General features: G+C 72.4%; 21 protein-coding genes. 6 read left to right on the forward strand and 15 right to left on the reverse strand.

Annotated features, from left to right (window positions below; genetic code table 11):
• Positions 1 to 224: 224 nt before the first annotated feature.
• The 9 genes from L2C96_RS20320 to folC form a co-directional block, all read right to left on the reverse strand.
• Complete coding sequence (locus tag L2C96_RS20320) at positions 225 to 1,052, reverse strand: ABC transporter permease (RefSeq protein ID WP_020420795.1); 828 nt, start codon at positions 1,050 to 1,052, stop codon at positions 225 to 227.
• Positions 1,053 to 1,110: 58 nt separating this feature from the next.
• Entirely contained in the window at positions 1,111 to 1,914 is an 804-nt protein-coding gene (locus L2C96_RS20325) for an ABC transporter permease (RefSeq protein ID WP_020420794.1), read from the reverse strand.
• Positions 1,914 to 2,825, reverse strand: coding sequence for an ABC transporter ATP-binding protein (locus L2C96_RS20330; protein ID WP_051123608.1), 912 nt, complete (start codon positions 2,823 to 2,825; stop codon positions 1,914 to 1,916). The genes L2C96_RS20325 and L2C96_RS20330 overlap by 1 nt, the downstream gene beginning before the upstream one ends.
• Positions 2,826 to 2,881: 56 nt before the next feature.
• Positions 2,882 to 3,637 carry an IclR family transcriptional regulator gene (locus L2C96_RS20335; protein ID WP_237337357.1) on the reverse strand — a complete coding sequence of 252 codons (756 nt, stop codon included), beginning with the start codon at positions 3,635 to 3,637 and terminating at the stop codon, positions 2,882 to 2,884.
• A gap of 69 nt (positions 3,638 to 3,706) precedes the next feature.
• Complete coding sequence (ndk, locus tag L2C96_RS20340; protein ID WP_017987723.1) at positions 3,707 to 4,117, reverse strand: nucleoside-diphosphate kinase; 411 nt, start codon at positions 4,115 to 4,117, stop codon at positions 3,707 to 3,709.
• A gap of 54 nt (positions 4,118 to 4,171) precedes the next feature.
• Positions 4,172 to 5,713, reverse strand: coding sequence for an alkaline phosphatase D family protein (locus tag L2C96_RS20345; RefSeq protein ID WP_237337358.1), 1,542 nt, complete (start codon positions 5,711 to 5,713; stop codon positions 4,172 to 4,174).
• Positions 5,714 to 5,774: 61 nt separating this feature from the next.
• Positions 5,775 to 6,140 carry a DUF4260 family protein gene (locus tag L2C96_RS20350; RefSeq protein WP_237337359.1) on the reverse strand — a complete coding sequence of 122 codons (366 nt, stop codon included), beginning with the start codon at positions 6,138 to 6,140 and terminating at the stop codon, positions 5,775 to 5,777.
• Between the two features lie 112 nt (positions 6,141 to 6,252).
• The gene (locus L2C96_RS20355; RefSeq protein ID WP_017987720.1) at positions 6,253 to 6,645 is read right to left on the reverse strand and encodes a DUF4233 domain-containing protein; all 393 of its coding nucleotides are present in this window, start codon (positions 6,643 to 6,645) and stop codon (positions 6,253 to 6,255) included.
• Positions 6,642 to 8,111, reverse strand: coding sequence for a bifunctional tetrahydrofolate synthase/dihydrofolate synthase (gene folC / locus L2C96_RS20360; protein WP_308191167.1), 1,470 nt, complete (start codon positions 8,109 to 8,111; stop codon positions 6,642 to 6,644). Before folC ends, L2C96_RS20355 begins: the two co-directional genes overlap by 4 nt.
• Positions 8,112 to 8,184: 73 nt before the next feature.
• Between folC and L2C96_RS20365 the strand changes: the two genes are divergently transcribed.
• Positions 8,185 to 8,778, forward strand: coding sequence for a class I SAM-dependent methyltransferase (locus L2C96_RS20365; protein ID WP_237337360.1), 594 nt, complete (start codon positions 8,185 to 8,187; stop codon positions 8,776 to 8,778).
• Here L2C96_RS20365 and L2C96_RS20370 read toward each other — a convergent pair.
• Positions 8,766 to 9,041, reverse strand: a complete 276-nt coding sequence (locus tag L2C96_RS20370; RefSeq protein WP_017987717.1) for a DUF2277 domain-containing protein — start codon at positions 9,039 to 9,041, stop codon at positions 8,766 to 8,768. The two genes, L2C96_RS20365 and L2C96_RS20370, sit on opposite strands and share 13 nt — an antisense overlap.
• A gap of 71 nt (positions 9,042 to 9,112) precedes the next feature.
• Between L2C96_RS20370 and L2C96_RS20375 the strand changes: the two genes are divergently transcribed.
• Both L2C96_RS20375 and L2C96_RS20380 read left to right on the forward strand, forming a co-directional pair.
• Entirely contained in the window at positions 9,113 to 10,333 is a 1,221-nt protein-coding gene (locus tag L2C96_RS20375) for an amidase (protein ID WP_237337361.1), read from the forward strand.
• Entirely contained in the window at positions 10,330 to 11,496 is a 1,167-nt protein-coding gene (locus L2C96_RS20380) for an acyl-CoA dehydrogenase family protein (RefSeq protein ID WP_020420785.1), read from the forward strand. The genes L2C96_RS20375 and L2C96_RS20380 overlap by 4 nt, the downstream gene beginning before the upstream one ends.
• Before the next feature lie 523 nt (positions 11,497 to 12,019).
• Here the strand turns inward: L2C96_RS20380 and L2C96_RS20385 are convergent.
• Genes L2C96_RS20385 through L2C96_RS20400 form a run of 4 tightly spaced genes read right to left on the reverse strand, consistent with a single transcriptional unit; the run spans position 12,020 to position 16,059 of the window.
• Complete coding sequence (locus L2C96_RS20385; RefSeq protein WP_237337362.1) at positions 12,020 to 12,910, reverse strand: PfkB family carbohydrate kinase; 891 nt, start codon at positions 12,908 to 12,910, stop codon at positions 12,020 to 12,022.
• On the reverse strand, positions 12,907 to 14,349 hold the full coding sequence (locus L2C96_RS20390; protein ID WP_237337363.1) for a purine-cytosine permease family protein: 1,443 nt from the start codon (positions 14,347 to 14,349) through the stop codon (positions 12,907 to 12,909). Before L2C96_RS20390 ends, L2C96_RS20385 begins: the two co-directional genes overlap by 4 nt.
• 1 nt (position 14,350) lies before the next feature.
• Complete coding sequence (locus L2C96_RS20395) at positions 14,351 to 15,346, reverse strand: ADP-ribosylglycohydrolase family protein (RefSeq protein ID WP_237337364.1); 996 nt, start codon at positions 15,344 to 15,346, stop codon at positions 14,351 to 14,353.
• Complete coding sequence (locus L2C96_RS20400; RefSeq protein ID WP_237337365.1) at positions 15,343 to 16,059, reverse strand: GntR family transcriptional regulator; 717 nt, start codon at positions 16,057 to 16,059, stop codon at positions 15,343 to 15,345. Before L2C96_RS20400 ends, L2C96_RS20395 begins: the two co-directional genes overlap by 4 nt.
• An 88-nt stretch (positions 16,060 to 16,147) precedes the next feature.
• Between L2C96_RS20400 and L2C96_RS20405 the strand changes: the two genes are divergently transcribed.
• A complete protein-coding gene (locus tag L2C96_RS20405; protein ID WP_237337366.1) occupies positions 16,148 to 17,014 on the forward strand; it encodes an SGNH/GDSL hydrolase family protein in 867 nt (288 codons plus the stop codon).
• Here L2C96_RS20405 and L2C96_RS20410 read toward each other — a convergent pair.
• Positions 17,003 to 17,449: an ATP-binding protein gene (locus L2C96_RS20410; RefSeq protein WP_020420779.1), complete on the reverse strand. Its 447-nt coding sequence runs from the start codon at positions 17,447 to 17,449 to the stop codon at positions 17,003 to 17,005. The two genes, L2C96_RS20405 and L2C96_RS20410, sit on opposite strands and share 12 nt — an antisense overlap.
• A 188-nt stretch (positions 17,450 to 17,637) precedes the next feature.
• Here L2C96_RS20410 and L2C96_RS20415 point away from each other — a divergent pair, with 188 nt between their 5' ends.
• Positions 17,638 to 18,927 carry a hypothetical protein gene (locus tag L2C96_RS20415; RefSeq protein ID WP_237337367.1) on the forward strand — a complete coding sequence of 430 codons (1,290 nt, stop codon included), beginning with the start codon at positions 17,638 to 17,640 and terminating at the stop codon, positions 18,925 to 18,927.
• Between the two features lie 9 nt (positions 18,928 to 18,936).
• Complete coding sequence (locus tag L2C96_RS20420) at positions 18,937 to 19,428, forward strand: DinB family protein (RefSeq protein ID WP_237337368.1); 492 nt, start codon at positions 18,937 to 18,939, stop codon at positions 19,426 to 19,428.
• Positions 19,429 to 19,499 lie beyond the last annotated feature (71 nt).

A 19,499-nucleotide genomic window follows, 5' to 3' on the forward strand; every position in this document is an offset into this window, starting at 1 on the left:
GTAGGCGATGTGGCCGATCATGCCGAGGGGCGAGGTGGCCCGGCGCTTCCGCGCGACAGGCGCACGAACAGCCGGCCGAGGCGGCGAGCCGCGCTCCGGATGCCCGACCGCGCCATCGAGTAGGCGACGTGACCGACCGTGCCGGAATGCAAGGCGACCCGAGGCGGTGGCAACAGGCGCGGCCGGGTGCCGTGCCCGGCGGGCTACCCCTCACAGAGCACGGGTCAGCGCAGGAGCAGCCCGCTGAGGCGGCGGGCCGCGCCCCAGATGCCGAGCACCGCCAGCGCCACCAGGTACGCGACGTGGCCGATCATGCCCGGGTGCAGGGCGCCGACGGCGAACTCGCGCATCAGCTGGATCCCGTGGTAGAGCGGTGAGCACTGCACCAGCACCTGCAGCGGCCCCGGGTAGACCGACAGCGGGTAGAACGTCGTGGAGAACAGGAACATCGGGACGACGGCCAGCTGGATGTAGTCGAACTGGGACGTCGAGCGGAGGAAGGTCGCGCAGGCCATGCCGATCGCGGCGAAGGCCAGCGCGATCAGCAGCGCGACCGGGATCAGCAGCAGCGCCCACGGCGAGGTGACCAGGCCCATCGCGGCCATCACGGCGAAGAACGCGACCGAGTAGAGCCCGCCGCGCAGGACGGCCCACGAGATCTCGCCGATCGCGATGTCCAGCGGGCCGATCGGGGTGGCCAGCATCGCGTCGTAGGTCTTGGCGTAACGGAACTTGAAGAACACGTTGAACGTGCTGTCGAAGACGGCGCCGTTCATGGCGGACGAGGCGAGCAGGGCGGGCGCGACGAACGCGACGTAGCTCATCGGCTGCCCGTCCGGTCCGATGGCGTCACCGACGAGCCTGCCGAAGCCGATCTGGAACGCGACGAGGTAGAACAGCGGCTCCAGCACGCCGGACGCGAAGACCAGCCACATGCGTGAGTAGGCCAGGATCGAGCGCTCGACGAGCTTGCTGGCGCGGCCGGCGTACAGGCCGGGCGGCAGAACGCGGAGAAGGACGCCGCGGCGCGGGGTTTCGCTGAGTGTGGTCATCGGGGCCCTCGCGTGGTCGGCCGGAGTCGGGTGGTCCGCAGGGAGCAGGCGGGCATGGTCACACCACCAGACGGCGGTAGAAGTAGTGGCGCGCCAGCAGCGCCCCCACGGTGAACAGGGCCGCCAGGAACGCCAGGTGGCCGAGCGCGGGCAGCAGCTCCAGGCCGCCGAGGGTGACGCCCCGCGCGAGTTCGTTGCCGTGCCACAGCGGGGAGATCCAGGCGAGCCAGCGCAGCGCCACCGGGATCTGCTCGATCGGGAAGAACGTCCCTGCGAACAACGTCATCGGCATCACCACGAACCGGAACACGGCGTTGAACCGGACGCCCTCGTCGTACGTCGTCGCGGCGAGGGCCGTCACCGGCGCGGCGCACGCCAGGCCGGTCACGGCGCCGACCAGCACGACCAGCACCGCCCCGGCGTTCAGCCACGCCCCGAACGGCACCGCGATCAGGGCGTACACCGCGCCGGACAGCAACAGCCGCAACGTCACCCAGATCAGGTGCCCGCCGAGCACCTGCCCCGGCGTGACCGGCGTCGCCGTGACGGCCAGGTAGTCCTTCTGCCACTTGAACCCGGACAGCACCGGGTACGTCGACTCCCCCACCGCGTTCTGCATCGCCGCCGACACCAGCAGCGCGGGCGCGATGTAGTGCACATAGGACAGTCCGCCGGTGGCCGGCCCGGCCTGCACCTGCGAGCCGAAGCCGAGCCCCATCGCCAGCAGGAACAACAGCGGCTGCAGGCCGGTGGAGTACACATTGGACTTCCAGTACCGGCGGTACCACGCCCAGTAACCCTCGACACGCAACCACGCGCCCTGCCACGCCGGGACGACCCGGCCCGTCGACGAAACGCTCATCAGTCCACCAGCGTCCGACCGGTCAGACGCAGGAACACGTCCTCCAGCGTGCTCCGCCGCACCAGCGACGACAGCGGCCGCACCCCGCGCTGGTGCACCTGCTCCAGCGCCGACTCGCCCGCCGCGGTGTAGAGCAGCAGGCGGTCGGGCAGCACCTCGACCCGGTCGGCCAGGTCGGCCACCCGGTCCGCCGGCGCCTCCTCCCCCGGCGCGAACCGCAGCTCCACCACCTCGCGGGTGGAGTACCGCAGGATCAGCTCGGCTGGCGAGCCCTCGGCCACGATCCGGCCGCCGTCCATGACCACGAGCCGGTCGCACAGCTGCTCGGCCTCGTCCATGTAGTGGGTCGTGATGATCAGCGTGACGCCCTGCGCCTTCAGGCGGAACAGCCTGTCCCACAACAGGTGCCGCGCCTGCGGGTCCAGCCCGGTGGTCGGCTCGTCGAGCAGCAGCAGCTCGGGATCGTTGACCAGGGCACGGGCGATGGTCAGCCGCCGTTTCATGCCGCCGGACAACGGCTCCACCTCGTCCTCGGCCCGGTCGGACAGCTGCGCGAACTCCATCAGCTCGACCGCCTTGCGGCGCACGTGCGCCCTGGACAGTCCGAAGTAGCGGCCGTACACGTGCAGGTTCTGCCGCACCGTCAGCTCGTTGTCGAGGTTGTCCTGCTGCGGCACGACACCGAGCCGGGCGCGGATGCGGGGGCCCTCGACGTTCGGGTCCATGCCGAGGACCTTCAGGTCCCCGTCGGACCGCGGCGACACCGACGCGATCATCCGCATCGTCGACGACTTCCCGGCGCCGTTGGGCCCGAGGAAGCCGAACGCCTCCCCACGCCGGACCTCGACGTCGATCCCCCGCACCGCTTCGAAGTCGCCGAAGCGCTTCACCAGCGCCTTGGCCTGCACCATGCTCGGTTCGTCCACACCCAGCACAGTACGACCGGGCACCGACAGTTTCGATCGGTTTACGGCGCGGCCAGCTCCCGCGTCAGCGCGGACGCCGCGGTCCGCACCGCGGGCGCTAGCCGTTCCACGTCGAGGCGCTCGGCGCTGCCGGTGATCGACACGGCCGCGATCAGCCTGCGCCGCCGGTCGTACACCGGCGCGGCCACCGCGGCGACCCCGACCTCGGCCTCCTCGTGGTTGACCCCGTACCCGCGCTCCACGGCCCGGTCCAGCTCCCGCCGCAGCAACCCGGGCGCGACGATCGTGCGCGGCGTCTTGCGGGCCAGCCCGGCCTCGGTCACGCGTCGGAAGTACTCCGGCGGCCCGAGCGCGAGGAAGACCTTGCCGGTCGCGGTGCAGTGCACCGGCATCCGGCCGCCGACGCGCGAGCGGATGGGGGTCGAGCGGTGACCGGTGACCTTCTCCAGGAACAACGTGTGACCGCCGTCGGGCACCGCGAGGTGGATGTTCTCGTGCGTGGCCTCGTACAGGTCCTGCAGGTACGGCAGCGCCGCTTCGCGCAGTTCACGCCGCCGCGGCACGCGCTGGCCGAGTTCGAAGAGCTTCATCCCGAGCCGGTAGGAGGCGCCGTGACGTTCCAGCCCGCCCCAGCGGACGAGTTCGGCGATCATCCGGTGGGCGGTGGCCTTCGGCAGGCCAGTGCGGGCGGACAGTTCGGCCAGGGAGAGTTCGACGTCGGCGGGCTCGAACGCGTCCAGCAACACCAGGCCGCGCGCCAGCACCGACTTCGGGACATCGCCATCGCCTGCGGCCATGCCCCAGATGGTAATTCCCGCGAGGGGCTCCCGGTAAGGATCAATCCCACCGGGAGCCCCCGCGGTTGCTCAGAGGTCCGGGAACCAGAGCTTCAGCTCGCGCTCGGCCGACTCGGGCGAGTCCGAGCCGTGCACCAGGTTGAACTGGGTCTCCAGGCCGTAGTCCCCGCGCAGCGTGCCCGGGGTGGCCTTCTCCACCGGGTCGGTGCCGCCGGCCAGCTGGCGGAAGGCCGCGATGGCCCGCACGCCCTCCACCGCGATCGCGACGACCGGGCCGGAGGTGATGAACTCCAGCAGGTCGCCGAAGAACGGCTTGTCCTTGTGCTCGGCGTAGTGCTCCTCGGCGACCGAACGCTCGACGGTGCGCAGCTCCAGCGCGGCCAGCTTCAGCCCCTTGCGCTCGATGCGCGAGATGACCTCGCCGACGAGGCCGCGCTGTACGCCGTCGGGCTTGACCAGAACCAGCGTGCGTTCACTCACGACTGTGTTTCTCCTTAATCACGTGCACGGATTGCCCGAAGCCTACTGGCCTGGTCAGCGCTGCGGTTCCAGGGTGGTCGACCACAGCGAGGCGCCCGTGCCGTCACGGAGATCGACTCGCAGCTCACCCGAGCGGCCGTCGATGTTGATTTCGCCGAAGTGCTGGAAACCGGCCATCGGCGAAGTGTTCGCGGCGGGCGGGGCGTGCACGAAAACGGCCTGCGGGCCGAAGGTCGGGTCGAGCGTGTTCGGGCCGAACGCGCCAGCGTGCAGCGGGCCGGAAACGAATTCCCAGAACGGGTCGAAATCCTGGACCGCGGCGCGGTCCGGCGAATAGTGGTGTGCCGCGGTGTAGTGCACGTCCGCGGTCAGCCACACGGTGTTGCGCACCTTTCGCTTCGCCAGTTCCCGGAGCACCCACGCGATTTCGCTCTCGCGGCCGGCGGGCGCGCCGGGGAGGTTGTTGGCCACGCCCTCGATACCGGTGGAGCCGTCCGGCACGGCGAGCCCGATGGGCAGGTCGGCCTGGACGATCTTCCACGTCGCGCGGCTGCGGGACAGCCCGTCGACGAGCCACTTCGCCTGCTTCTCGCCGAGGATCTGCCCGGGCTTGGTGGGGTCCGCGGTGTTGGCGTCCTTGTAGGTCCGCATGTCCAGCACGAACAGCTCCACCCGCGAGCCGTAGGTGAAGCTGCGGTACACGCGGCCGTCGACCGCCTGGCGAGGGTCGATCGGCTGCCACTCGTGGAACGCCTGGAACGCCCGCGCGGCCAGCACGTCGACGCGCTTTTCGGTGTACTGCGGCAGGTCCAGGATCTCGCCCGGGTACCAGTTGTTGGTCACCTCGTGGTCGTCCCACTGGACGTAGCTGGGCACGGCGGCGGTGAACGCGCGCACGTTCGCGTCGAGCATGTTGTAGGCGAACTGGCCGCGGTACTCGTCGAGCGTCTCGGCGACCTTCGTCTTCTCCGGGGTCACGATGTTGCGCCAGACGCGGCCGTCGGGCAGCGTGACCGTCTCGGTGAGCGGGCCGTCGGCGTAGACCGTGTCGCCGCTGTGCAGGAACAGGTCCGGCTTGCGGGCGAGCATCGCGGCGTAGGCGGTCATGCCGCCGATGTCCGGGTTGATGCCCCAGCCCTGGCCCGCCACGTCGCCGGACCAGGTCAGGCGCACGTCGCTGCGGCCGACCGGCGCCGTCTTGAAGGTGCCGGTCAGCGGTTCGCTGGTGGCCCGTCCGTCGAGCGATTCCGCGGTGACCCGGTAGTGCAGTTCGGTGCCCGGCGCGAGCGCGGAGATCCGCAGCTTGCCGGTGCCGCCGGTGTCCGGGGTCAGCAGCGGGCCGCGGACGGTCCGCGCGTGCCGGAACGACGGGTCACGGGAGACCTCGACGATCATGCGGGACGGCCGGTCGGCACGGGTCCAGACCAGTGCCGAGTTCGGGGTCACGTCGCCGGACTGGATGCCGTGCGTCAGGACGGGGCGGTCCTTGCGGACGAGGGCGGCGTTCGCGAAGGGGCTGCCGAGGACGCCTGCGGCGAGGACACCGGCGCCGACGAGGCCGGTTCTGAGGGCGGAGCGGCGGGTCTGTTCGGTCATGCCGGAGTTCTATGCGGGCTCGGGGGCCGACGGGCCAACTCCGGCTGTCCGGACGGTGAACTCACGCGGTGGCGCGCTGCCTGCCGTCGGCCGTGCGCAGACCGTAACCGAAGGCGCGGTCCACGACGATGTGCGCGAGCCAGGCCAGTCCGAGCGTGAAGGCGGCGGGGCTCGCGACGAAGCTGAAGACCACGAGTAGGACCACCGGCCCCGCCCAGTGGTGGGCGGCGTTGTAGAACGGCACCACGCGGCGCGGCAGCACGCCCCGCTCGGCCTGCGGCGCGCCGATCCCGGCCAGGAACGTCAGGTCCGGCCCGATCAGGCCGAGCAGCAGGGCGCCGACGGTCCAGCCGCCGTGCTTGACAGCCTCGAACACGGCGAACGCGAGCAGGAAGACGCCGGCGACGGCCCAGGCGGTGCGCTTCATGGGAACACTCCTCCGAGATCGGTTGTCCATTTCGAGAGCAGTGCTCTCACAGGACAAGCATGACCCGGCCGCGTGCCCCTGTCAAGAGCACTGCTCTCTGTTCGGATCGCCGCTACTGCTGCTGGCTGGGCAGACGGCCCTCGGCCATGCGCCGGGCCACGTCGTTGCGCAGCCACAGCGCCCACAGCCAGAACGCGAGGAACAGCAGGCCGATGACGCCGATCGCCACCGTGTCGACGAAGTACGCCACCAGCGCGACCTGCAGCACCAGGATCGCCGGCACCGCCCAGCGCCGCTTCAGCACGCCGCACAGCAGCACGTGCAGCACGGCGATCACGATGATCCCCCAGCCCGCGAGGGTGCCGATGCCGCCGCCGAGGTTCGCGATCACCGGCAGCGCCAGTCCGACCGTGATGGCCTCGCAGATCAGCGTCCCGGCCATCACGCCGCGGAAGGACTTCATGGGGTCCTTCGCCGGGGGCCGGACCGTCTTCTCCTCGCTCACGCGGGCTCCTTCCCGAACAACGTCCGCGCGTCCCCGACCGTGACGACGGAGCCCGTGATCAGCACACCGCCACCGGCCAGCGGTTCGCCGCCGTCGCTCTCCTCGACCAGCGCGACCGCGGTCTCCACCGCCGCGTCCAGGCTGGGCTCGGCGACCACCCGGTCCTCCCCGAACACCGCCAGCGCCAGTTCGTTCAGCTCGTCCAGCGGCATCGCGCGGGGCGAGCTGTTCTTGGTGACCACGACGTCGGAGACCACCGGCTCGAGCGCCTCCAGCACGCCGCGCACGTCCTTGTCCTCGAGCACCCCGATGACCGCGGCCAGCCTGCGGAACGCGAACTCCTCCTCGATCGCGGTGGCCAGCGCCCGCGCGCCGTGCGGGTTGTGGGCCGCGTCCAGCAGCACCGTCGGCGCGGCGCGCACGGGCTCCAGGCGGCCCGGGATCTCCACCGCCGCGAACGCCTCGCGCACGGCCTCGATGTCGAGCCGCCTGTCCTTGCCCGCGCCGAAGAACGCCTCGACCGCGGCCAGCGCCAGCAGCGCGTTGTTCGCCTGGTGCACGCCGTGCAGGGGCAGGAAGATCTCGTCGTAGACGCCGCCGAGGCCCTGCAGGCTCAGCATCTGCCCGCCGACCGCGATCTCGCGCCGCAGCACACCGAACTCGCTGCCCGCGCGCGCGACCGTGGCGTCCACCTCGACGGTTCGCTCCAGCAGCACGCGCTGCGCGTCGGGCTCCTGCTCGGCGAGGATCGCGACGCTGCCCGGCTTGATGATCCCGGCCTTCTCGCCGGCGATCCCGCCGAGGTCGCTGCCCAGGTAGTCGGTGTGGTCGAGGCCGATCGGCGTGATGACCGCGACCTGCCCGTCGGCGACGTTGGTGGCGTCCCACCTGCCGCCCATGCCGGTCTCGATCACCGCGGCGTCGACCGGCGCGTCCGCGAACGCGGCGAACGCCATGCCGGTGAGCACCTCGAACTTGCTCATCTTCGGGCCGCCCGCGTTGTCCACCATGCCGATGTAGGGCGCGATGTCGCGGTAGATGTCGACGTACTTCGACGCCGCGATCGGGGCGCCGTCGACGGCGATCCGCTCGGTGACCAGCTGCAGGTGCGGGCTGGTGTAGCGGCCGACGCGCAGCCCGAGGCGGGACAGCAGCGCGTCGATCATGCGGGTGACCGAGCCCTTGCCGTTGGTGCCCGCGACGTGGATGACGGGGTAGGTCTTCTGCGGGTCGCCCAGCACGGTCATCAGCGCGGCGATGCGGTCGAGCGACGGCTCGATCTTCGTCTCCGGCCAGCGCTGGTTCAGCTCGGCCTCGACGCGCAGCAGCTCACGGCGGGCCTGGCGCTCGATCTCCTCCAGGTCGACCGGGTCGATCTCGGCCGGGTCGTCGGGCAGGGGCCCGGCGACGAAGTTGCCCCCGCTGGACAGCTCCGCCGGGTACTCCTCGTCCTCGCCCGATGTCACGCGTTCTCCCTCTTCGGCCGGGGTTGACTACCCGGCCGAGTCTACTTTCGCGGGTCCTGGCAGGTTGGGCTGCATGCCGTTCGACCACAACCACGCCTACCACCGGTTGCTGCTGCGGCACGTGCCCGCCGGGGCGCGCACCGCGCTGGACGTGGGGTGCGGCGCGGGACGGTTCACCCGGAAGCTGGCCGCGGCGGGTCTGTCGGTCGAGGGGATCGACCCGTCCGCGGAGGTCATCGCCGCGGCGCGGGCGCTCGGCCCCGGCATCACCTATCGGACCGAGGACGTCACGACGGCGGAGCTGGGCCGCTACGACTTCATCTCGTGCCTGGCCTCGCTGCACCACGTGCCGTTCGAGACGGTGACGAAGCTGCGGGCGGCGCTCAACCCCGGCGGGGTGCTGGCGGTGCTCGGGCTGGCCAAGCCGCGCTCGCTCGCGGACTGGGCGATGTGGGGCCTGCTCGCGCCGCCGGTCAACCTGGCGGCGCGCCTGGTCGTGGCGGCGGGCGAGCACCTCAACGGCGGCCCGGACCCGGTCTCGAAGGCGCCGGTGCGCGACTGGGACACGACGATGACGCAGGTGCGACGCGACTCGGCGCGGCTGCTGCCCGGATCGAGCGTGCGGCCGCTGCTGTTCTTCCGCTACCTGCTGCTCTACCGCGCCTGACGCGCGGCGATTCGCGCGCGCACCTCGGGCCGCCGCAGCGGGGGGACCGTCGTGGGTGGCTGGCGGCGCGCGGGCAGCTCGCCGAGCAGCCGCGTGGTGATCTCGGCGATCTCCGCGACCGCCCGTTCGAACGGCTCGCGCGTGGCGTCGGACAGGGTCTGCACCCCGGTCACCTTGCGCACGTACTGGCGCGCGGCGGCCTCGATCTCCTCCGCCGTCGCCGACGGCTCCAGCCCGCGGAGCACCGTGATGTTTCGGCACATGTGGCCGAGACTACGCGCGCCGCGCCCTCGACGGGGTCACACTGATCGGGCAAGCTCTCGGGAAAGTCCCCGTGCACGAGGAGGTGTGCGCGCTGTCGACCGACTTCGGCGCCTATGTCGAGCGCTTTCCCCTACCGGAAACCGGAATCCCCTTCGCGGTCAAGGACTTCCTCGACGTGGCGGGCCAGACGACGCGCAACGGCACGCCCGGGCTGGGGCACCACCTCGCGGCCGAGGACGCCGAAGTGGTCGCCCGGCTGCGCGCCGCCGGTTACGTCCCTGTCGCTCGCACCACGGTGCCGGAACTGGCGTGGTCGGTCCGCACGCCCGGCTGCCGCAACCCGTGGGCGCCGGACCGGGACGCGGGCGGGTCGAGCGGCGGCTCGGCGGTCGCGGTCGCCACCGGGGACGTGCCGGTCGCACTGGGCACCGACACCGGAGGCTCGATCCGCATCCCGGCCGCGCTGTGCGGGGTCGCCGGGCTGCGGCCGACGCACGGCACCGTGCCGGTGCGCGGGGTGACTCCGCTCGTGCCGTCGATGGACACCGTCGGGCCGATCGCGCGGACCGCGGCGGACTGCCTCACCGTGCACCGGATCCTGGCCGGCGACGGCGAACCCGCACCGGACACGGTCGAGGGTCTGCGCCTGGGCTGGCCGGAGCACCTGTGGCGCGGCAAGATCGACCCCGACGTGCTGGAAGTGGTCGAGTCGGCCGCAGGCACCCTCCGCGCGGCCGGCGTGGAGATCGTGCCGGTCGAGCTGCCGCTGGGCGCCCGGCACGCACGCTCGGCCGGGTTCACGACGATGCTGTACGAGTCCGCCCAGCAGTGGTGGCAGGCCTACTCCGACGACCCGTCCGGCTTGCGTGGCCGCGCGATCGGGCAGCTCAAGGCGGGCATCGAGGTGAGCCGGGACGACTACGACGCCGCCCGCGCCCGCGCCGCCGAGATCGCCGGCGAGGTGGACGCGGTGTTCACCGAGGTCGACGCCCTGTTGATGCCCACCTTGCCGGTCACCGCCGCGCCCACCGACACCGACACGGTCGAGCTCGGCGGGCGAGCGGAGTCACTCGAGAACGCCTACTACCGGCTGACCGCACTAGCCTCCGTCAGCGGGCATCCCGCGCTGACGGTCCCGGCCGGGCTGACCGGCGCCGGTCTCCCGGCCGGCGCCCAGCTCGTCGGGCCACGGCGGCAGGAAGCCCTGCTCTGCCTGCTCGGCGGAGTGATCGAAGCCGGTCCACCCGCCCGCGCCCTGGCACGGGCCCGCACAGGAAGAACGCCGTCATGACGAAGCCCGACCCCCGTGACCTGCTCGGCATCCGCGACCTGCTGAACGAGGAGGAGCGCGAGATCGCGGACACGGTGCGGACCTTCGTCCGCAAGGAGGTCGCCGACCACGCCGGCCAGTGGTTCGAGGACGCGACCTTCCCGAGGCACCTGGTCGGGCAGCTCGGCGAGATGGGCCTGCTCGGCATGCACCTCACCGGGTACGGCTGCGCGGGCACCAGCGCCACCGCGTACGGCCTGGCGTGCCTGGAGCTGGAGGCGGGCGACAGCGGGCTGCGCAGCTTCGTGTCCGTGCAGGGCTCGCTGGCGATGTTCCCGATCTGGAAGTACGGCTCGGACGAGCAGAAGGACCGCTGGCTGCCGGCCATGGCGCGCGGCGAGGCGATCGGCTGCTTCGGCCTCACCGAGCCCGACCGCGGGTCCGACCCCGGCGACATGCGCACGTTCGCCAAGCGCGACGGCGGCGACTGGATCCTCAACGGGTCCAAGATGTGGATCACCAACGGCACCCTCGCCGACGTCGCCGTGGTGTGGGCGCGCACCGACGAGGGCGTGCGCGGGTTCGTGGTGCCGACGGACACGCCGGGGTTCACCGCGCGGGAGATCAAGCACAAGCTGTCGCTGCGGATGTCCGCGACGGCCGAGCTGTCGTTCGACGACCTGCGCCTGCCCGGCGACGCGGTGCTGCCCGGCGTGACCGGGCTGAAGGGGCCGCTGTCCTGCCTGTCGGAGGCGCGGTTCGGCATCCTGTTCGGCGCGCTCGGCGCGGCCCGCACCTGCTACGAGGCCGCACTCGACTACGCGTCGACACGTGAGCAGTTCGGCCGCCCGATCGGTGGGTTCCAGCTGACGCAGCAGAAGCTCGTCGGGATGGCGCTGGAGCTGAACAAGGGCATGCTGCTCGCGGTGCACCTCGGGCGCCGCAAGGACGCCGGCGAGCTGCCGCCCGAGCTGGTCAGCTTCGGCAAGCTGAACAACGTGCGCACCGCGATCGACATCGCCCGCACGGCGCGCACGATCCTGGCCGCGAACGGGATCAGCCTGGAGTACCCGGTGCTGCGGCACGCGAACAACCTGGAGAGCGTGCTGACGTACGAGGGCACGGAGGAGATCCACACGCTCGTGCTCGGGCAGCTGCTGACCGGGCAGAGCGCCTACCGCTGAGCCGGCGTGGCCCGGCCGGGGAGCGCGTCGGGCTCGCGCAGAGCGCTTTCTCGCGCCGCCGGCCCGGCACGAGAAGGCGCGTGGTCCCCGGTGGACGCCGAGGAACTCGCCGCTCAGGCCGAGCACCGGTCGGCCGACGACAGCCACCGCGAGCCCCGGCACCGCGTCTGGCCGGGCGCGAGAATGCCCACGGTCCCCGCCAGGCAGAGCGCCTACCGCAGAGCCGACGCGGCCCGGCCGGCGAGCGCGTCGGGCTCACGCAGTGCGCCTTCTCGTGCCGCCGGCCGGGCACGAGAAGGCGCGCGGTTCCCCGGTGGACGCCGAGGAACTCTCCTCGGGCCGAGCGCCGTTCCCCGGCGCGGCAGCCACCCGCAAGCCCGGGCACCGCGTCCGGCGGGGCGCGGTACTCGGCCGGGCGCGAGAAGACCCGCGGTCCCCGCCGGACAGAGCGCCTACCGCTCAGCCGGCACGGCCCGGCCGGAGAGCGCCTCGGGCTTGCCGGGCGGGCCTGAGTGGCGCAGCCCTACCGCTGAGCCGCCAGGAACTCGTCGATCTCCTGGCGGCCAGGCGCGGTCGCGGGGCCGGGGCGGAGCACGGCCATCGCGGCGGCTGCGTTCGCCCGGTGCGCCGCCGCGGCCAGATCCGCGCCTGCGAGCAGCTCCGCAGCGAGCACGCCGCAATGCGCGTCCCCAGCGCCGTTGGTGTCCACGGGCTCCACCGGGAAACCCGCGATCGTCCGCACGTCGCCGTCCACGGACAGCAGGCAACCGGCTGGGCCGTCGCGGACGACGACCGTTCCGCCGAGCGACGACGCGGCCTCCGTCAGCGAGTCCTTTCCGGACAGTGCGCGGGCCTCCGCGGCGTTGCAGCTCAGGATGTCCACGTGCGGCAGCACGAGGTCGAGCGGCAGGTCGGCGGCGAGCGGGCCGGGGTCGAGCAGCACCCGCGCCGGCACGGTCGGCAGCCACGCCGCCAGCGCCGCGCGGTTCGGCGCGTGCGCCAGCGAGTACCCGCTGACGTACACCAGGTCGTCCGCCGCCACCGGCACGTCGTCCAGCCGGCCCGGCGCCAGCATCCCCTCGGCGCCGGTCCCGGTCACGAACGTCCGCTCACCACCGGCATCGACCAGCACCACGCACACCCCCGTGTCCACATCGGACAGTGGAGCCTGCGCCACCGCGATTCTCTCCGCCGCCAGCGCCGCCCGGACCGCGTCCCCGAACCGGCCCGTGCCGTGGGCGCCCGCGTAGACCACCTCGGCGCCGGAGCGGGCCGCCGCGGCCATCACGTTGAACCCGCCACCGGGAGTCAGATCCATCCCGTCCGCGAGCACGTCACCGCCGCGCCGCGGCAGGTCCGGCACCCGCAGCACCAGGTCGACGATCACCTGGCCGGTGTGGACGAGCCTGCTCACTTCGACGCCGTCCGCGCGCCGCCGAGCAGCCCGTACAGGCCGCCGGCCACGGCGAGCGTGATCAGCCAGCCCAGCCCGTTCTGCCCCGGCCAGGTGTTCGCGAACGGCCCGGTGAACCACACGTCCTCGCCGGTGCCCGCGGTGGTGAACAGGTACCCGGTGACGATGCCCGCGGCCCAGGCCAGCAGCGCGCGCGGCTCGATCCCGGCCCGGTACCAGTACACGCTGGTGCGGCGCAGGTCCATCAGCCCGGCCGGGTCGTAGTGCCTGCGGCGCAGCATGTCCACGCCGAACACGCCGACCCACGCGGTGATCGGCACCGCGAGCAGGCTGATGAACGCGATGAACGGCCCGTAGAAGTTGTCCGCGACGAGCATGAAGTACGCGGCACCGGCGAAGGTGACGATCACGTCGACCACCACCGCGTACACCCGCTTGATCCGGATGCCCAGCGTCAGGGTGGTCAGCCCCGCGGAGTACACCGACAGGTGGTTGGACAGCAGAAGCCCGCCGAACGCGGCCAGCAGGTACGGGACCGCCATCCACGCGGGCAGCATCGACCGGATCGCGGCGACCGGGTCGTCCGCCTGTGCCAGCGTGGGGTCGCCCGCGGAGAGCAGGCTGCCCAGACCGATGAGGAGCACCAGCGGGATCCCCGCGCCCGCGGCGGCGGACAGCACGAGCGACCCGTTCCGCACCGCGGGCGACTGGTAGCGGGACATGTCGGCCGAGGCGTTCGCCCAGCCGATGCCGGTGCCCGCCGCGATCGTCCCGACCCCGGCGATCATCGCGCCCACCGACGCCGGCTCGGCGGCGCCGACCGCGCTCCAGTCGATGGTCGCGACCAGGTTCACCGCGACGACGATGTTCAGCGCGCCGAAGATCCACGTCGCCCAGCGCTGCACGGCGACCAGCACCGCGTGCCCGAGCCCGGACACCACCACGGTGCAGACGACGAACACCGCGATGCACACGATGGTCAGCACCGGCGCGGCCTTAGCGTCCGAGGCGGTGCCGAACACGATGGCGCACAAGGACAACAGGGCGAACGCGGCGGTCGTGGTGTTGACCGTCTCCCAGCCCAGCCGCGACAGCAGCGACACCACGGTCGGCCCGGCGTTGCCGTGCACGCCGAACACCGCGCGGGACAACGTCAGGCCGGGCGCTCCCCCGCGCCGCCCGGCGATCGACACCGCGCCGACGATCGCGAACGAGCCGACCGACCCGATCACCGCGACGATCGCGGCCTGCCAGAACGTCAGCCCCTGGATCGCGACCAGCGTCGCGCCGAGCGGCAGACCGAGGATGGAGATGTTCGCGGCGAACCACACCCAGAACAGCTGCCCCGGCCTGCCGGTGCGTTCGGCCTCGGGGACCGGTTCGATGCCGCGGGTCTCCAGTGCACCCGCGCGGGACTCGACAGCGGTGTCAGTCGCCATGTCACTTCCTTCCACGAATTTCCAGCAGCCCGTCGACGACGGGGCCGAGGTCCAGCCGGTTGACCGCGAGGACGGTGCCGACCGGTCCGGCGGGCAGTCCGGCGAAGCCGTGCTGCGCGCCGAGGATCGCGCCGCACATCGCGGCGACGGTGTCGGTGTCGCCGCCCAGTCCGGCGGCGAGGGTGAGTGCGTCGGCGGGCCGGTCGCCCAGCGCTTGCGCCAGCGCGATCGCGGCGACCACCGATTCCTGCGCCGCGACCGAGGTGCCGATCACCTGGTAGACGGCGTCGGCGAGGGTCGCCGAGTCCATTCCGGACACCCAGCCGCGGGCCCAGCGGATGCGGGCCGCGATGTCGCCGCCCGCGCTCCAGGCGCCGCGGCCGGCACCGGCCGCGGCCGCCGCTTCGGCGTGATCGAGCGCTTCGGGCAGCGACGCGCCGTCCACCCCAGCGGACACGGCCGCCGCGACGGCCGCGGCCGCGGCGATGCCGAGGCTCGAGTTGTGCGTGACGAGGCTGGCTTCGGTGACGGCGTCGAGCAGGCAGTCCAGCTCCGGCGGGGTCGCGATCGCCACCGGCGTGATGCGCATGGCGGCGCCGTTCGTGCTGCCACCGCGTCCGGCCTCGGCCGGGTCCGCGCCCGACTGGAGCAGGTCCAGCGCACGTTTCGTGGACGGGCCGAGCAGGTCGGCCGAGCCGCGCCGGATCATGTCGGCTTCCCAGTCGAGCAGTGCGCGGGCGAACACCAGCGGGTCGATCCGGCCATCGCCGTCGATGAGCAGCCGCGCCAGCAACAGGGCCTGTTCGGTGTCGTCGGTGATGGACCCGGCCGGCATGCCGGGCGCGATCGGCTGGTCGGCGACTCCGTCCACGAGCGTGTCGATCCGCCCGTAGCGGCGGGTGATCTCGGTTCGCGACATCGACTGCGTCGGCATGCCCAGCGCGTCGCCGAGGGCGAGCCCGGCGAACGCGCCGAGCGCCCGGTCCCGCGCGCTCACCGGCGGCCGAACGTGAGGTGGAACTGGAACCGCGCCGGGTCCAGGAGGCTGACGACGTGCTCGACGAGACCGCCCGTCGCGTCGGTGCTCGTGCGGACCGCGCGGAGGAACAGCGTGCCTGGCGGACGTTCCAGCAGCGCCGCGGTCTCCGGGGTCAGCGCCTCGGTGCCGATCCACTGCTCACCGCCTTCCGCGCGCAGGCCGGCGTCGGCGAGTGTCGCGGTCAGCGAGCCGCGCACCAGGCCCCGCTCCGGCAGCCCGGCGAGCGCGCCGGTGCCCGGGACGAGCGCGACCTCCAGCGACACCGGACCGGCGGCCTGGTCGCGGCGCAACCGGCGGATCGAGACGAACGACTCGACCCCGAAGCGCTCGGCGAGTGCGTCGTCGCGCACCTGCTCGATCGCCAGCAGGTCGGTGGTGATCTCGAACCCGGACCGGGCGAGCGCGGTGGCCCAGCCGACGGTCTGGTCCAGCTCGACGCCGTCGAAGGTGACGAACGAACCGACGCCGCTCTCCGTCGCGATCAGTTCGCGCCGCTGCAGTTCGGACAGGGCGCTGCGGACCGTTCCCCGGCTCACCTGGTACCGCTGCGCCAGCTGGTGCTCCCCGGGCAGCCGCTCGCCGCGCGCCAGCCGGCCCGACCGGATCTGCTCGGCGAGATCGGAGACCAGGCGGTGCCGCTTGGAAAAGCCGACCTGTTCAGTCCTGTCCATACCTGTACATTACCCCGGACAGGTGACGGAACGCGAGCCCACCCGAATGGCGGCGGCAGGCTGACCCGCGCGGAGCTATGAACTACCCATGCGCCGCAGCATGTTCGTCCTCCTGGTCGCCGCCTGCACGTTGCTCGCCTCGACGCTCACCGCGTCCGCCCAACCCCGCTACCGGCACTACGTCGCGCTCGGCGACTCCTACACGGCGGGCCCGCTGATCCCGCTGCAGCGCCTGGACCCTGTCGGCTGCCTCCGCTCGACCGGGAACTACCCGTCGCTGCTGGCGATCACCTTGCGGGTCGGCTCGTTCACCGACGTCTCGTGCAGCGGCGCGGACACCCACGACATGGTCGCCCCGCAGGAGGTGATCCTCGGCCCGAACCCGCCGCAGCTGGACGCCCTGCGCCCGGACACCGACCTGGTCACGCTCGGCATCGGGGGCAACGACTACGGCGTCTTCGGCACGATCATCGGCACCTGCCCGGGCCTGCGCGCCTCCGATCCCACCGGCAACCCTTGCGAGCGCCACTTCACCGTCGACGGCGTCGACACGATCAAGGCGCGGCTGCCACAGACGCAGGCGAACGTCACCGCGGTGCTGGGCGAGATCCACGACCGCGCGCCGGAGGCCGAGGTGCTGGTGATCGGCTACCCGCGCATCGCGCCGCCGTCGGGGACCTGCCCGGACGTGCTGCCCTTCGCCGACGGTGACTACCCGTGGCTCAACAGCGTGGAGGAAGAACTCAACGCGGCGCTGGCGAAGGCGGTCGCCGACGACGGTGATTCGTCCTATGTGGACACCTTCGGACCGTCACTGGGCCACGACGCGTGCGCCCCGCCGGGGCGGGCGTGGATCAACGGCAAGGACCTCAAGCCGTGGGCCGCGAACTACCACCCGTTCTTCATCGGCATGCAGGGCGTCGCCGCGGTGACGTACGCGCACCTACGCGATTGACCGCGCGAACCCGAGGTGGTTCGGCAGCTGCCAGGTCATCGACACCGTGGTGCCCTCGTCGGTCGCCATGACCTCGACGTGCCCGGCCAGCCCACGGATGAGCCGGAGCCCGCGGCCGTCGGACATCGAGCGGCCCGGCGGCGGTGTCTTCCAGCGGCCGCGATCGATGACGGTGACGGCGATGAGGTCGTGGTCCCGGCTCGCGTGCAGTTCGACCGGTCCGTCCGTGCCCTCCGGGTAGGCGTGGGTCACCGAGTTCGTCAGCGCCTCGTAGCCGGCGAGACCGATCGCGTGCGCGAGGTGCCCCGGGAGGTCGAGGTCCTGCGCCCAGCGCACGAGCTCGTACCGCAGCGCCGTGATGTCACGGGGCGAAGCGGGCCAGCGGCAGTGCAGGCTGGTCTCGGTGCACCCCGACGGCCTGGGAGTCCTGTCCATCGGTCTTCCCCACTCGAGCACCTACAGGTCCGTCCATCTTCACACCTCCGAGTGAACCGCTGAAGGGTCCTTGTGCCCTTCCCTGGCAATTGCACTGATTTGCCGTTTCCAACGCCGACCGGTGGCGGAACCATTCGCGCCGCACCCCCGTCACAGCTCCGGTTCGATGATCAACTGGGAGTGGTGACGTGTCGTACAGGGTGACGGGTGTTCTGGCGGCGGCTTGCGCGGTCGTGGTGCTCGCCGGCTGTGGTTCCGACGGCGGGCGCACGTCCGCGCCGCCCGTGTCCAGCAGCGCCGCGCCGTCCGCGCCGCGGGAACCGCTTCCCGCCGAGTTCGACGCCGCCCGCGGCTGGTCGATCAGCGCCGAGCAGGACGTCGAGTTCGCGCGCCCGACCGGCGCGCCGGAAGCCCGCCTGTTGCTGGTGCGGGCGAGCGGTCCGGACGGGGTGCACGTGGTCGCGCACGACGCCGTCACCGGTGCGGTCCGGTGGCGCAGCCTGCCGGTGCCGGAGCCCGAGGGCGACCTCGACTCCACCGTGTTCGTGACCAGTGACGGCGGCCGCGAGTACGCGGTGCTGGCCACCACCGGCACGGGCGCGGACAACGGCGTCGACAAGCCCGCGCGGAGCACGCACCTCTACGTGTACGGCACGGACTCGTCGGGCACGGCGGTCACGCCGGAGCGGGAGGTCAGCCTGCCCGTCGCGTCCGGCGACTACTGGGCGCAGACCGACGGCCGGGTGTTCCTGGAGCACGGGGACACGGTGACCGTGGTGCGCGTCGCGGACGGCAGCATGACCAGCTACCCGGAGGACGACGCCGGGCTGCGCCCACCGAAGGAGTGCCCGCACGCCATCGGGTCGTGCACCGACAGGATGGCCGTGGTCGCGGCGACCGCGAGCGGGCCGCTGGTGCAGGGCTTCCAGTCGTTCTGGGTGCCGGGTGCGTGGATCAGCGACGACGTCAAGCCGGCCGGCGCGAGCTCGAACGAGGGCTTCCGCAACGTCGAGGTCGTCGGTTCCCCCGACGGGCAGTCGGTCCTCGCCGGCTGGCCGACCGAGGACCCCACGGAGTGGTTGTGGGCACTGCACGACGGCGCGACCGGACAGGTCCGCGGCTCGGTGAAGTGCGACCTCGACGGCGGCACCGCCCACGGTCCGTCCGGCCTCGAACCGGTGGTGTCCGATCATCACCTGCTCGCCGGCTACGTCGCGTTCGACCTGTCGACCGGGCAGGGCCAGTGCTTCGCGGAGACCCCGGACCGGCGTGCGATCGAGCTGACGGCGGTCGGCGGCGACACCGCCTACGGCGCGGCGGGCAGCGACGACACACCGGTCAGCGTGTCCCTGAGCACCGGCAGGGCGACGCCGCTGCCCGACGGCACCAAGGTCCCGGACGGCGTCGCGGCCGGCTCGGCGTACCTGGGCACGGCCACCGACGGCGGCGAGAGCATCCTCGTCTACCCGCCCGCCTAGAGTGAGCCGATGACTCGGGGTGATCTACGGCCGCCCAGCCTGAACGCGGACGAGAAGACAACGCTCGTGGCCTTCCTCGATTACCTGCGGGAAGCGATCATCGGGAAGGCGCACGGCGTGCCGGACGAGGCCGCGCGCACCGCGGGCGTCCCGTCCGGCACGAGCCTGCTGCGGCTCGTGAAGCACCTGATCGCGGTCGAGCACAACTGGTTCGTGTGGGCGTATGCGGGCGAAGCGGTCGAGCTGTGGGACGACGAGGCGTTCCCCGGCCCGGCGGACACCGCCGAAACGCTGTTCGCCGAGTACCGCGCCATGGTCGAGCGCTGCAACGCGATCATCGCCGCCTGCCCGGATCTGGACCGCCCTGGCGCGCGATCGCTGCGGGAGACCGACCCGCCGTCGATGCGCTGGGTGCTCGTGCACATGATCGAGGAGACCGCGCGGCACGCCGGGCACGCCGACATCCTGCGCGAACAGATCGACGGCTCCACCGGGCGCTGACCACTCCGCGCGGCGCGGGAACCAGCGCCTCGGTGAGTGTCCTGCCATGCCGGGATTTCGTCTTCCCGCAC

Source organism: Amycolatopsis tucumanensis (assembly GCF_021654135.1).
Classification (GTDB): Bacteria; Actinomycetota; Actinomycetes; order Mycobacteriales; family Pseudonocardiaceae; genus Amycolatopsis_E; species Amycolatopsis_E tucumanensis.

What these genes read in the sequence shown, in the direction of transcription:
- L2C96_RS20320 (WP_020420795.1), bottom strand. Translation starts at nt 1,052, where the DNA reads ATGACCACACTCAGCGAAACCCCGCGCCGCGGCGTCCTTCTCCGCGTT.
- L2C96_RS20325 (WP_020420794.1), bottom strand. Translation starts at nt 1,914, where the DNA reads ATGAGCGTTTCGTCGACGGGCCGGGTCGTCCCGGCGTGGCAGGGCGCG.
- L2C96_RS20330 (WP_051123608.1), bottom strand. Translation starts at nt 2,825, where the DNA reads ATGGTGCAGGCCAAGGCGCTGGTGAAGCGCTTCGGCGACTTCGAAGCG.
- L2C96_RS20335 (WP_237337357.1), bottom strand. Translation starts at nt 3,637, where the DNA reads ATGGCCGCAGGCGATGGCGATGTCCCGAAGTCGGTGCTGGCGCGCGGC.
- L2C96_RS20345 (WP_237337358.1), bottom strand. Translation starts at nt 5,713, where the DNA reads ATGACCGAACAGACCCGCCGCTCCGCCCTCAGAACCGGCCTCGTCGGC.
- L2C96_RS20350 (WP_237337359.1), bottom strand. Translation starts at nt 6,140, where the DNA reads ATGAAGCGCACCGCCTGGGCCGTCGCCGGCGTCTTCCTGCTCGCGTTC.
- L2C96_RS20365 (WP_237337360.1), top strand. Translation starts at nt 8,185, where the DNA reads ATGCCGTTCGACCACAACCACGCCTACCACCGGTTGCTGCTGCGGCAC.
- L2C96_RS20370 (WP_017987717.1), bottom strand. Translation starts at nt 9,041, where the DNA reads ATGTGCCGAAACATCACGGTGCTCCGCGGGCTGGAGCCGTCGGCGACG.
- L2C96_RS20380 (WP_020420785.1), top strand. Translation starts at nt 10,330, where the DNA reads ATGACGAAGCCCGACCCCCGTGACCTGCTCGGCATCCGCGACCTGCTG.
- L2C96_RS20390 (WP_237337363.1), bottom strand. Translation starts at nt 14,349, where the DNA reads ATGGCGACTGACACCGCTGTCGAGTCCCGCGCGGGTGCACTGGAGACC.
- L2C96_RS20400 (WP_237337365.1), bottom strand. Translation starts at nt 16,059, where the DNA reads ATGGACAGGACTGAACAGGTCGGCTTTTCCAAGCGGCACCGCCTGGTC.
- L2C96_RS20405 (WP_237337366.1), top strand. Translation starts at nt 16,148, where the DNA reads ATGCGCCGCAGCATGTTCGTCCTCCTGGTCGCCGCCTGCACGTTGCTC.
- L2C96_RS20410 (WP_020420779.1), bottom strand. Translation starts at nt 17,449, where the DNA reads ATGGACAGGACTCCCAGGCCGTCGGGGTGCACCGAGACCAGCCTGCAC.
- L2C96_RS20420 (WP_237337368.1), top strand. Translation starts at nt 18,937, where the DNA reads ATGACTCGGGGTGATCTACGGCCGCCCAGCCTGAACGCGGACGAGAAG.